The sequence below is a fragment of the Saccharopolyspora hattusasensis genome, from assembly GCF_050972075.1.
GTDB classification, from domain to species: domain Bacteria; phylum Actinomycetota; class Actinomycetes; order Mycobacteriales; family Pseudonocardiaceae; genus Saccharopolyspora; species Saccharopolyspora hattusasensis.
In genome coordinates this window covers 8,640,973-8,652,904 of the sequence record NZ_JBPCDC010000001.1, presented here as the reverse complement: position 1 = coordinate 8,652,904, position 11,932 = coordinate 8,640,973, and the positions used below count along the sequence as shown (strand labels likewise).

The following is an 11,932-nucleotide window of genomic DNA, read 5'->3' as shown; positions in this document are numbered from 1 at the left end:
GCCGGTTAAGAGTTTGTTTCCCCAGCGCTGGACGGGAAAACGCGTTCGGCTTGGGGCATTGACACGCTAAGAAGCGTTCGTACGATTGTCAACAATCCACGGGTACCCTCGGCCGACGAGGCGAATCCCGACCTCGCCGGCCGGGCCGGGGTGGAGGCCGGGACCGGAGGAGAAGAGTCAACGTCCCCACTCCTGCGAACGGAAGATCACGATGCCCAGGTACCTGTCGATCGCCCTGGAAAAGCGCGGTGTGTCGTGTGTGGCGGAACTGCTCGACAAGGACGCCCCCCGCACCTGCGAAGCCGTGTGGCAGGCGCTGCCCCAGGTCGGGCCGGTGCACCACGCCAAGTACGCGCGCAACGAGATCTATACGATGGTGCCTCGGTTCGCGGCTGAGGAACCAGGTCAGGAGAACCCGACGGTCACTCCGATCCCCGGCGACGTCGTGTACTTCTCCTTCCCGGGCGGCATGCTCGACCGCCAGTTCAAGGAGGAGAAGAACATCCACGAACTGCCTGGCGTGATCGACCTGGCGATCTTCTACGGGCGCAACAATTTGTTGCTCAACGGCGACGTGGGCTGGGTGCCGGGCAACGTCTACGCCACCATCGTCGAGGGGTTGGACCGGATGGCCGAGGCGTGCAACGACGTGTGGCGCTCCGGCAGCGTCGGCGAAACCCTCCGCTACGACCGTTACCAGGGTTGACGGGGGTGCACATGCCGCCTGACTTCCTCGGGGCGGTATCGGGCCCGGAGCCGCAACGCGGCGTGGGAGTGATCGCCCCGTTCGACCTGGCGCTGGACCGCGAATTGTGGCGGTGGACCCCAGCGGGCGTCTCGCTGTACCTGACGCGCACGGCGTTCGTACCGGTGCCGGTGACCGTCGAGCAGGCCAGTCTGGTCAGCGACGAGGCGGCGGTGCACGGCGCGACCCGCGACCTGCTGGTTCCGGAGCCGGAGGTGGTCGCCTACGCGTGCACCTCCGGCAGTTTCGTCAACGGGGCCACCGGCGAGCGGGCGCTGGTCGAGGTGATGCTGCAGGCGGGTGCGCCCGCCGCGGTCACCGCCTCCGGCGCGCTGGTGCGGGCCCTGCAGATGCTGGGCATCGGCCGGATTTCGATCGCCACGCCGTACGTGGAGAGCGTGACCGAGCGGTTGCACGGCTTCCTCGACGAGCACGGGGTCGAGGTGGTCACGAGCGTCGGCCTGGGTCTGCTCGGGCAGATCTGGAAGGTCAACTACCGGCAGGTGGTGGACATCGTCCGCTCGGCGGACCGGCCGGAGGCCGAGGCGATGTTCATCAGCTGCACCAACCTGCCGACCTACGACATCATCGGGCCGCTGGAGCAGGAGCTGGGCAAGCCGGTGTTGACGGCCAACCAGGTCACGATCTGGGCTGCGCTGCGCGAGATGGGCCTGCAGGCGATGGCCCCGGAACAGCGGTTGATGCAGATGGTGGACGCCCCGGCCGCGTGACGATCGCATCAAGATTGAGTTAGCCGTGGCGACTCGTGCGGTAACATTGTCAACAATCGACCGGTCGTCCGGTGTTGGCGTCCGGAACCGCCGCGGTGGTGTCGGAAACCGATGTAAGGACGGAGCTCCCGGTGTCGTACACCGCAGGAATTCTCTACCCCGGCTACAGCGCCGAAGACGACTACCCCACCCTCGAACGACTGCTCGGCGACGGTATCCGCCTGCCGCTGGCGCACACCCTGATGCGCGAGGACGCGCACCGCGTCGACGCGCTGCTGGACATCGGCTCGGACGACGTGCTCGCCGACGGTGCCCGGCAGTTGCTGGAGCACCGCGTGCAGTCGGTGATCTGGGCGTGCACCAGCGGCAGCTTCGTCTTCGGCTGGCAGGGTGCTCGTGAGCAGGTGGAGAAGTTGCAGGCGGTCACCGGCCTGCCGACCTCCAGCACATCGTTCGCGTTCGTGAACGCCGCGGCGGGCCTGGGGCTGCGGCGGGTGGCGGTCGCCGCGACCTACCCGGACGACGTGGCGGCGAAGTTCGTGGAGTTCCTGCAGGCCGCCGGCCTGGAAGTGGTGCGGTTGTCCAGCCGGGGCATCATCACCGCCGCCGAGGTCGGCACACTCGAGCGCGGCGAGGTGCTGGATTTCGCCGCGGCCAACGACGACGACCGGGCCGATGCGCTGCTGATGCCGGACACCGCGCTGCACACCGCGGCGTGGCTGAGCGACCTGGAGGACCGGCTGGGCAAGCCGGTGCTCACGGCCAACCAGGTCAGCGCCTGGGAAGCGCTGAGGCTAGCCGGTGATCGCGCGGTGCACGACGGATTGGGAACGCTGTTCCGCGAGGGAACAGGAGGGGAGCGCAATGCCTCCCCGGAATGAGGAGATGGTGTCAGGTGCTCGGGACCGACGAGCAGAACCCGCAGCCGGGTGAATTAGAGCCGGTGCGGCGCAAGTCGACCGCGGCGATCGTGGCCGACCAGCTGCGGGCGGCGATCATGTACGGGTCGCTGCCACCTGGTAATCAGCTTGGCGAAGCCGAGCTCGCCGCCCGGTTGGGCGTCAGCCGCGGGCCGCTGCGGGAGGCCATGCAGAGGCTGGTCGCCGAAGGGCTGCTGCGCAGCGAACCGCACCGCGGGCTGTTCGTGATGACGTTGGACGCCGAGGACGTCCACGACATCTACCTGGCCCGCCTGGCGGTGGAGCGCGCCGCGTGCGAGCAGATCGTGCGACACCACCGGGTGGAGGCGGTGGCGGAGCTGACCGCCGCGCACAGCCGGATGGTCGCGGCAGCCGGGAAGGGCGATTCGATCGAGCTGGCCGACGCCGACCAGGAGTTCCACGAGACGCTGGTGCGGGTGTCGGGCAGCCCCCGGCTGCAGCGGATGGCGCAGACGCTGCTGGTGGAGAAGCGGATGTGCCTGACCGCTCTGCAGGACAAGTACCACGCGGACGTGCAGGCGCTGGTCGATGAGCACAAGGGCCTCGTCGACGCGATCGAGGCCGGCGACGAGCAGTTGCTGCTGGGGCGGCTGACGGAACACATGAACGACGCCCTGGACCGCCTCAACGGCTCCATGGCGAGCTGACGCCCGAGAAAGGGGGCGGGCTCCCTCCACCGCGGAGGGAGCCCGCCCCCTTCGTGCGAACTTCTCAGAGGCCGCCGACGGCGACGTACTTCGTCTCGAGGAACTCGTCGATGCCGAACTTGCCGCCTTCGCGGCCGAGGCCGGAGTGCTTCACCCCGCCGAACGGCGCCGCCGGGTTGGACACGATCCCCTGGTTGAGCCCGACCATGCCGCTCTCCAGCGCCTCGGACACCCGCAGGCCACGCTGCAGATCCCGGGTGTAGAGATAGCTGACCAAGCCGTACTCGGTGTCGTTGGCCTGGGCGATGACCGCCTGCTCGTCGGTGAAGGTGGTGATCGGGGCGACCGGCCCGAAGATCTCCTCCCGCCCCATCCGGGCCTCCAGCGGCACGTTGGTCAGCACGGTCGGCTGGTAGAAGTACCCGTCACCGTCGCGGGCGCCGCCGCCGGTGACGACCTCCGCGCCGAGCCGCACGGCGTCGGCGACCAGGTCGGTGACCTTGCCTAGCTGGGCGTCGTCGATCAGCGGCCCCACCTGGATCTCGTCGGTGACGCCGCGGCCCACCCGCAGGCCGCTCATCCGCTCGGCCAGCCGCCGGGAGAATTCCGCGGCGACGTCGGCGTGCACGTAGAACCGGTTGGCCGCCGTGCAAGCCTCGCCGATGTTGCGCATCTTGGCCAGCATCGCGCCGTCAACCGCGGCGTCCAGGTCGGCGTCGTCGAACACGATGAACGGCGCGTTGCCGCCCAGCTCCAGCGACACCTTGAGCACCTGGTCGGCGGACTGCTCGATGAGCTTGCGGCCCACCGCGGTGGAACCGGTGAACGACAGCTTGCGGGCGCGGCCGTCGCGGATCATCGGTTCCATCAGCTCGCCGGCGTGGCGCGAGGTCACCACGTTGAGGACGCCGTCCGGCAGCCCGGCTTCGACGAGGATCTCGGCCAGAGCCAGCATCGACAGCGGCGTCTGGTGCGCCGGCTTGATCACCGAGGTGCAGCCTGCGGCGATGGCCGGGCCGATCTTGCGGGTGCCCATCGCCATCGGGAAGTTCCACGGGGTGATCAGCAGCGCCGGTCCGACCGGCTGGCGCATCACCAGGAACCGGCCGCTGCCGTTGGGCGCCACCGCGTAGTCGCCGCCGATGCGCACGGCTTCTTCGGAGAACCAGCGGAAAAATTCAGCCGCGTAGGTGACCTCGGCGCGCGACTCGGCCAGCGGTTTGCCCATCTCCAGCGTCATCAGCAGCGCGAGGTCCTCGTGCCGCTGCATGATCAGATCGAAGCCGCGCCGCAGGATCTCGCCGCGCTCGCGCGGCGGGTGCTTGGCCCACTGGGGCTGGGCGTCGGCCGCGGCCGCCAGCGCGGCCAGCCCGTCGTGCGGGGAGGCGTCGGCGACCGAGCACAGCGCCCGGCCGGTGGAGGGGTCTTCGACCTCGTAGCTGCGGTCCCCGTCGGCGTTGCGCCATTTGCCGCCGATGAGCAGTTGCTTCGGCGCGGCGTCGACGACGACTGCCTCTCGGGGGTGCTGTTCGGTTGAGGTTGTCATGGCAACGGCGAACCCTTCTGCCTCGGTGGTGGACAGCGACGCTCGGTGATGGTTGCATGTCAGCGGAGATTGTCAACAATCCTACATTTTGCACGCTTCGAAGCTTGGAGTCGATCATGGCTGAGCTCTCGCCGGTGCTGAAGCAGGCCACGCCGGTCCTAGCCGCCCGCGGGGAAGGCGTCTACCTCTACGACGAGCAGGATCGCCGATACCTGGACTTCACCGCCGGGATCGGTGTCACCAGCACGGGCCACTGCCACCCGCGCGTGGTCGAGGCGGCCCAGCGCCAGGTGGGTACCCTCATCCACGGCCAGTACACGACCGTCATGCACCGGCCGCTACTGCGGCTGACCGAACGACTCGGCGAGGTACTGCCGACCGGCCTGGACCGGCTGTTCTACGTCAACTCCGGCAGCGAAGCGGTCGAGGCGGCGGTGCGGCTGGCCCGCCAGGCCACCGGGCGGCAGAACATCGTGGCCTTCCAGGGTGGCTTCCACGGTCGCACGATGGGCGCGGGCGCGCTGACCAGCTCCGGGGTCAAAGTGCGGGCCGGGATCGGCCCGATGATGCCCGGCGTGGTGTTCACCCCGTTCCCGGAGGCTTACCGTCACCGCACCAGCGAGGCCGAGGCGGTGCGCTACGCGCTGGCCGAGTTCGACCAGTTGCTGGTCACCGTCAGCTCGCCGCGTGACACCGCCGCGATCATCATCGAACCGGTGCTCGGCGAGGGCGGCTACATCCCCGCACCGCCGGCGTTGCTCGCTGGCCTGCGGGAACGCGCCGACCGGCACGGAATCCTGCTCATCGTCGACGAGGTGCAGACCGGTGTCGGTCGAACCGGCCGATTCTGGGGCCACGACCACGCCGGGATCCGGCCCGACATCCTGATCACCGCCAAGGGGCTGGCCAGCGGTTTCCCGCTGTCGGCCATCGCCGCGCCGGAGGAACTGATGAGCCAGGCATGGCCGGGCTCGCAGGGCGGCACATACGGAGGCAACGCGGTGGCCGCCGCGGCGGCGCTGGCCACCCTCGACGTGGTTCGCGACGAGCACCTCGTCGAAAACGCCGCCGAGCAGGGCGCCCGGCTACAGGAGGGCCTGCGCAAGGTCGCCGCCGAGCACCCAGTGATCGGCGACGTGCGCGGGCTGGGCTTGATGGTCGGCAACGAGTTCAGCACGCCCGATGGCACGCCGGACACCGCGACGGCCACCCGGGCACACCAGGCCGCCGCCGAGCGCGGGCTGCTGCTGCTGACCTGCGGCCCGCACGGCAACGTGGTGCGGATGATCCCGCCGTTGATCGTCACCGCAGAGCAGGTCGACGACGCGGTCGGGCTGTGGGCGGAGGCGGTGCGGGACGCCGTCAACGCCTGACGACCTCGGCTGGTGGCGGGTGTGAGCTTGCGCTCGCGCCCGCCACCAGCAAAAACGGGTGGTTGTCGATCACTGCTCGGTAGGGGTGGGTGCTTCCGGCACAGCCGTCTGGAATGCTTCACGCCAAACCCGGAGCGTGCGGGGCGCGCCGGATCGAACCGACGCAGGTGTGCGCATGAGCGACTGGTCGGCGGGGCAACCGCCGAGGAGCCGGAGACCGCAAGGCGGCGGCGAGAGGTACGACTACTACCGAGAGGCCCCAGACGGGCCGCAGCCAGGACGGCGACCACCGCCACCACCGCCTCCGTACCGCGGCCCCCGGCGGCCGGTGGACGAGCCACCGCCGCTGCCGCCACGCCGCAAGAAGAAGCGGTGGGGCCGGCGCATCGGCATCACGCTGGTCGTGCTGGTCCTGCTCCTGGCCGGGTTGGTGATCTACTTCGACAGCATGCTGCAGCGTACCGACGCGCTGGGCTTCGGCGGGCAGGCCCCGGACTCGGCGGGCACCAACTGGCTGCTGGTCGGCTCCGACAGCCGCGATGGCCTCGACGAGGCGCAGCGGGAACAACTGTCGGCCGGTGACGCCGCCGGACGCCGCACCGACACCGTGATGCTGGTGCACATCCCCAGCGGCGGCGGCCAGCCGGCGCTGATCAGCCTGCCCCGCGACTCGTACGTCGCGATCCCGGGGCACGGCAAGACGAAGCTCAACGCGGCGTTCTCCTTCGGTGGACCCCAGTTGCTGGCGCAGACCGTCGAACAGGCAACTGGCGTGCACATTGACCACTACGCGGAGATCGGTTTCGGCGGGTTCTCGGACCTGGTCGACGCCGTCGGCGGCGTCGACATCTGCCTGGACCAGCCGATGGACGACGAGATGGCCAACGCGCACCTGCAGGCCGGTTGCCAGGAGCTCGACGGGCCGCAGGCCCTGGGCTTCGTGCGGGCCCGCTACTCGCTCAAGGGCGGTGACCTGGAGCGTGCGGAGAACCAGCGCAAGCTGCTGGCCGCGCTGGTCGACAAGGCCACCAGCCCGGCAACGCTGCTCAACCCGTTCCGGCTGTTCCCGCTGGCCTCCGGGGCCAGCAAGACGTTCCTGGTCAACGACGGCGACCACCTGTGGCACCTGGCGTCGCTGGCGCTGGCGATGGGCGACATCAGCAGCGGTCAGGGCGTCACCACCAGCGCGCCGTTCGGCCGCTTCGGCAAGGACTCCGACGGCGGCTCGGTGATCATCTGGGACTCCGACGGCGCCAAGCGGATGTTCGAGGCGATCGCCAATGACCAACCCATCCCGCCGGACCTGGTGGCGAAGTAGATCGCGAACGATGCGGGCCGCCCCGGAAGATTCCGGAGCGGCCCGCATCGCCGTTGGGAGGGACGGTCTCAGGAGGTGAATCGCTTGAGCTGCTTGTTGCTGCCGTTGAAGACGTCCTGCCCACCAGGGAACGAGCCCTTGTCGCTGTTCTGCCAGATCGTCTGGTAGTCCCAGCCGGCCGGCAGCGGGCCCGTATTGGGGGCGTAGCGGGCTATCCACAACGGATTGTTCGGCGCGAAGTCCGGATTGGACGCCGTGCAGCGGTTCCACCAGTTGGTGGTGGTGTAGATGATCGGGAAGCGCCCGGTCCGGGCGTGGTACGTGTTGCTGAAGTCGGCTATCCACCACGACATCGCGGCCGGGTCCAGGCCGTAGCAGGCCTCCCCGTAGGGGTTGTACTCGATGTCCAGCGCCCCCGGCAGGGTGCGCCCATCATGCCTCCAGGCCCCGCCGTTGTCGACGAAGAAGTTGGCCTGGTCCGCTCCGTTGGAGCGGTCCGGCAGGCCGAAGTGGTAGGAGCCGCGGATCATGCCGACGGCGTGCGATCCGTCGTACTGCTGTCCGAAGCGGTCGTTGCGGAACTCGGTGCCCTCGGTGGCCTTGACGTAGGCGAACCTGGCGCCGTCGGCCCAGGCCTTCGGCCAGTCGACATCGCCCTGATGACCGCTGACGTCCATTCCGGACACCGCGCCTGCGGGGCGGTAGCGCGGCTGCGCGTCGCGCGAGCCTTCGACGCTGTAGCCCGCCCAAGCCCCGTTGGGGTCGTTGGGGTTGAGCCGCGGGGCCGTGGGCGCCGGGTCGGCGTGGGCGATGCCGCCGGCCAGGCCCGCCGCGGCGATCACAGCCGCGAGCAGCGCGGAAGTCCTACGTGGACGGCGGGAACCGCTGCGGCCCAGACCTTGCCGGTGACTGCTGTCGACCGGACCGCCGAATCTGCGAAGCACTACACTCGCCTCCTCACCAACACAGGCAGCGTCGTCGAGTGGAACCGGCCGTTCGGGGTGTCGGACCGGGTGGTGCTCTGGATCTTGCGCGTTCGGAGGATAACCCGGCATGTGGGAGCGCGCCGGGTTCCGACGCGCCGATTCGCCGGTTTTGCCCCGAGTGGACACTCGGCCGTCCACTGTGGTGTCGGCGGCCTCGAGCCTCGCGGTCGATCTGGAGTGACCTACGTCTCCCGATTGGAGAATCGGCGGCCGGTCAGGTAGGTCTCGGGCATGGCACAGCGAACGGGCGGTCCCGGAGCGGGGCGATACAGGGATCGGCGGCCGAGCGATCGCGGGCGTGACGACCGGCCACGCGGCGACCGTGGCGGCGAGCAGGCGCTGCGGCAGGAACTGCGCGCCATGCACGGCGCCAGCTACGGCCGCTACAAGTCGTTGAGCGGCCGCTGGTCATTCGGCGGGTTCATCTTGGAGGTCCAGCGGGTGCAGCCGGACCCGTACGCGCCGGCCAGCCGCTGCGAGGTCCGGGTGGATCCGGTGGTCGCGGGCTTCCCAGCGGAGTTGTGGTCCACGCCGGTGCGGGCGCGCGCGCTGGCCGGTTACCTGGTGCGAGCGGCGCACCGCAGGCTCCGCGACAGCCGGTTGCGGGTGGACGCCGGTCGGCAGCAGGTGCTGGACCGAAGTGCCTGCCAGATCGCGGGCGGGGCGGTGGTGCTCCGGCTGGGCATCGACCTGCCGGGGCGGGGCCGGACGATCGATGGCAGGCAGGCGGAGCAGGCGTTGTGCGACGAGCTGCCCGACGTGGTGGAGGCGGCGCTTCGCTGGGCGAGCGCCGATCAGCGCCGGCTGCGGGAGTTCGTGGACTCCATTGAGGACACCGACGCGCTGCGCCGGATGCTGCCGCGGTTGGGCCTGGCGGCCTTCGTCGCCGACGGCTCGATGCTGCCCCGGCGCAGTGGCGTCGACGAGCGGCCGCTGCCCGACGGGGTGCCGTTCGCCTCCCCGGAGTCGATGCGGGTCGAGGTGGAGCTGCCCAACCGCGGCCGGGTACGTGGCATGGGGGTGCCCGAGGGGATCACGCTGATCGTCGGGGGCGGTTTCCACGGCAAGTCCACGCTGCTGCGGGCGCTGGAGTTCGGCGTCTACGACCACATCCCCGGCGACGGCCGGGAACTGGTGGTGTGCCGGGAGGACACCGTCAAGGTGCGCGCGGAGGACGGGCGGCGGGTGCACCGCGTGGACGTCAGCCCGTTCGTCAGCCACCTGCCCACCGGCGCCGACACCGCCGACTTCTCCACCGACAACGCCTCCGGCTCCACCTCCCAGGCTGCGGCGATCGTGGAGGCGGTGGAGGCCGGGGCGAAGGTGCTGCTGGTCGACGAGGACACCGCGGCGACGAACCTGATGATCCGCGACGCCCGGATGCAGGCCCTTGTGGCCAAGGAGTCCGAGCCGCTGACGCCGTTCGTGGACCTGATCCGGCCGCTGCGGGCCGCGCACGGGGTGTCGACGGTGCTGGTGATGGGCGGCTCCGGGGACTACATGGACGTCGCCGACCAGGTGCTGATGCTGGACGCCTACCACGCCCGCGACGTCACCGAACGCGCCAAGCAGCTGGCCGCGGCGCCCACCGGTCGCCACTCCGAGGCCCAGGCCTTCCCGCCGGTTCGGCACCGCGTGGTGGATCCGCGCTCGATCGCCACCGACCGCCCGAAGATCCGCGCCCGGGGGGTGGACGCGCTGACCCTGGGAGAGTCCACTGTGGAACTGCGTGGGGTGGAGCAGGTGGTCGACCCCGCGCAGGTCACCGGGATCGGGCTGGCGCTGGTCAGCTGCGCACGGCGCGGGGTGCTGGACGGCACCCGCACCATCGCCGAGGTGCTGGACGCCTTCGCCGCGGACGTCGCCAAGCGCGGTGTCACGGCCGTCGACGAGCACTACGTGGGGGACTTCGCCGTGCCGCGGCGCTTCGAGCTGGCGGCCGCGCTGAACCGGCTCCGGGTGCTGCGGGTCGCTGGCTTCCGAACCTGAGGAGGTTTGCCCATCGGCTGCGGGCGGGCATCATCGAGGCGAGTGGTTTCCCCGATGTGCTGTCGTGCGCACGCGCGGCGGACGGGAGGCGAGCGATGCCTCGCATGAGTTTCCCGGAACGAACCACCACCGGTTACGCCGACCGCCGGCACGCCGGCCAGGTCCTGGCCCAGCGGATGACCGGGCTTGAGCTGGTCGACCCCGTCGTGCTCGGGTTGGCCAGGGGAGGGGTGCCGGTGGCCGCCGAGGTGGCTCGGAAGTTGAAGGCGCCGTTGCGGGTCTGCGTTGCCCGCAAGATCGGCGCGCCGAGCCAGCCGGAGCTGGCGGTCGGCGCGGTGACCGCGGACGGGCCGGCGAGCTACGACCTGCAGCTGGTGCGCTCGTTCCACCTCGACGAACGGACCCTGCGGGCGGCCTGTGAGCGGGAGCGGGCCGAGGCGCGGCGCCGGGAGCGGTTGTTCCACCGCGGCGAGCCGCTGCCGTTGGCCGGGCGTGACGTGGTGCTGGTCGACGACGGGCTGGCCACCGGGGCGACGGCCCGCGCGGCGGTGCGGATGCTGCGCGAGTCGTCACCGCGGAACGTGGTGCTGGCCGTCCCGGTGGGCGCTCCGGACGCTGTCACCGCGTTGCGCGCGGAGGCGGATGTGGTGGTGTGCGTGCTGCAACCGGTCGGTTTCGCGGCGGTGGGGCAGTGGTACCGCAACTTCAGCGCCACCACCGACGAAGAGATCTACGAGATCCTGCACGACTTCGACTGACCGTGCGGAACTTGCCGAGCTGGAGTTCTCGGCCTTCGCGGGTACCTCCAGCACTCATCAATATTTTGATAGTTCTTGTGATTTCAGTGTTGATCAAAACCAATCCTACAGACCAACCTTCACCAATACGAGCCACGACGCGATAGCCTCGCCTCACCTACTCCTGCGCTGGGGAGAACTGAGAATCGGGTGGACTTGGGCCACCGGTCGGGGGGCTTCTCGCGCGTCGGGGTGGAGATGGGTGTCCGTCTCGGGTTGATTGGTTCGTTATGACTGCCGCTGGACCTTCCGACAACACGCCGCCGCAGGCGGGTAGGCACACGCCACCTCGGCGGTCGGGTACGAGACGGAGCGCCGATTCCGGCGAGTCGGGTTACTCGGCCGAGGTCTCGTGGCAGGTGGGAGAGGCTGCGTCGGCGCTGGGTGATCGCCTGCGCGACCCGGCGGTGGCGCACACCGTCGAGGAGATCGAGCAGGTCATGCGCGGGTTCTCGCTGACGGTGGAGGGTATGTCCGTCGGTTGCGCTGGGGTGACAGAGTGGCTGCGTGCGGCGGGGCACGCCGGCCCGCTGTCCGGGCACGCCAGCGTGATGGCGGAGCGGCTGTCGCACATCGGCAAAGAGTTGGCCCGGTTGGCTGAGGCAATCGAGAAGGCGCAGAAGCGCGCGAGCTGAGGTCGGGTTTCCGGTCAGACCTTTGAAGTTAGTTACGCTAACAACATAGGCTGGCCGGGTGACGGCTGCGGATCTGTGCCGCGTCCCGCCGACGAACGTGGTGGCGTGGGCGGTTGTCGCGGCCTTGTCGCGGCCCATGATGCTCACGATCGCCTTCGATGCGGTGCTGTGTCGACCTGATCGCGGCGCACAATGACGACCTGCTCCGTCTCGCGGGTTCGTTG

General features: G+C 69.9%; 11 protein-coding genes. 9 read left to right on the top strand and 2 right to left on the bottom strand.

Annotated elements, in window-relative coordinates:
* Positions 1-211: 211 nt before the first annotated feature.
* The 4 genes from ACRXBZ_RS41100 (at position 212) to ACRXBZ_RS41085 (ending at position 3,064) form a co-directional block, all read left to right on the top strand.
* Positions 212-706, top strand: coding sequence for a DUF3830 family protein (locus ACRXBZ_RS41100; RefSeq protein ID WP_029535028.1), 495 nt, complete (start codon positions 212-214; stop codon positions 704-706).
* 11 nt (positions 707-717) lie between these two features.
* Complete coding sequence (locus ACRXBZ_RS41095; protein WP_433884125.1) at positions 718-1,476, top strand: maleate cis-trans isomerase family protein; 759 nt, start codon at positions 718-720, stop codon at positions 1,474-1,476.
* A gap of 131 nt (positions 1,477-1,607) precedes the next feature.
* Entirely contained in the window at positions 1,608-2,357 is a 750-nt protein-coding gene (locus tag ACRXBZ_RS41090) for a maleate cis-trans isomerase family protein (protein WP_433883679.1), read from the top strand.
* A gap of 14 nt (positions 2,358-2,371) precedes the next feature.
* Entirely contained in the window at positions 2,372-3,064 is a 693-nt protein-coding gene (locus ACRXBZ_RS41085) for a GntR family transcriptional regulator (RefSeq protein WP_433883678.1), read from the top strand.
* A gap of 64 nt (positions 3,065-3,128) precedes the next feature.
* On the opposite strand, the gene ACRXBZ_RS41080 is transcribed toward ACRXBZ_RS41085, so the two are convergent.
* Entirely contained in the window at positions 3,129-4,610 is a 1,482-nt protein-coding gene (locus tag ACRXBZ_RS41080) for an NAD-dependent succinate-semialdehyde dehydrogenase (protein ID WP_433883677.1), read from the bottom strand.
* A gap of 116 nt (positions 4,611-4,726) precedes the next feature.
* On the opposite strand from ACRXBZ_RS41080, the gene ACRXBZ_RS41075 reads away from it, so the two are divergent.
* Positions 4,727-5,983 (top strand): aspartate aminotransferase family protein, encoded by a 1,257-nt coding sequence (locus tag ACRXBZ_RS41075; protein ID WP_433883676.1) that lies wholly within the window; start codon positions 4,727-4,729, stop codon positions 5,981-5,983.
* Positions 5,984-6,158: 175 nt separating this feature from the next.
* Positions 6,159-7,301 (top strand): LCP family protein, encoded by a 1,143-nt coding sequence (locus tag ACRXBZ_RS41070; RefSeq protein WP_433883675.1) that lies wholly within the window; start codon positions 6,159-6,161, stop codon positions 7,299-7,301.
* Positions 7,302-7,369: 68 nt separating this feature from the next.
* Here the strand turns inward: ACRXBZ_RS41070 and ACRXBZ_RS41065 are convergent, their stop codons facing one another.
* Positions 7,370-8,143: a lysozyme gene (locus ACRXBZ_RS41065; protein WP_168590488.1), complete on the bottom strand. Its 774-nt coding sequence runs from the start codon at positions 8,141-8,143 to the stop codon at positions 7,370-7,372.
* Between the two features lie 375 nt (positions 8,144-8,518).
* Here ACRXBZ_RS41065 and ACRXBZ_RS41060 point away from each other — a divergent pair, with 375 nt between their 5' ends.
* The 3 genes from ACRXBZ_RS41060 (at position 8,519) to ACRXBZ_RS41050 (ending at position 11,708) form a co-directional block, all read left to right on the top strand.
* The gene (locus ACRXBZ_RS41060) at positions 8,519-10,276 is read left to right on the top strand and encodes an ABC-ATPase domain-containing protein (protein ID WP_433883674.1); all 1,758 of its coding nucleotides are present in this window, start codon (positions 8,519-8,521) and stop codon (positions 10,274-10,276) included.
* A 104-nt stretch (positions 10,277-10,380) separates the two neighbouring features.
* A complete protein-coding gene (locus ACRXBZ_RS41055) occupies positions 10,381-11,034 on the top strand; it encodes a phosphoribosyltransferase (protein ID WP_433884124.1) in 654 nt (217 codons plus the stop codon).
* A gap of 398 nt (positions 11,035-11,432) precedes the next feature.
* Positions 11,433-11,708 carry a hypothetical protein gene (locus ACRXBZ_RS41050; RefSeq protein ID WP_433883673.1) on the top strand — a complete coding sequence of 92 codons (276 nt, stop codon included), beginning with the start codon at positions 11,433-11,435 and terminating at the stop codon, positions 11,706-11,708.
* The last annotated feature ends 224 nt before the right edge of the window (positions 11,709-11,932 follow it).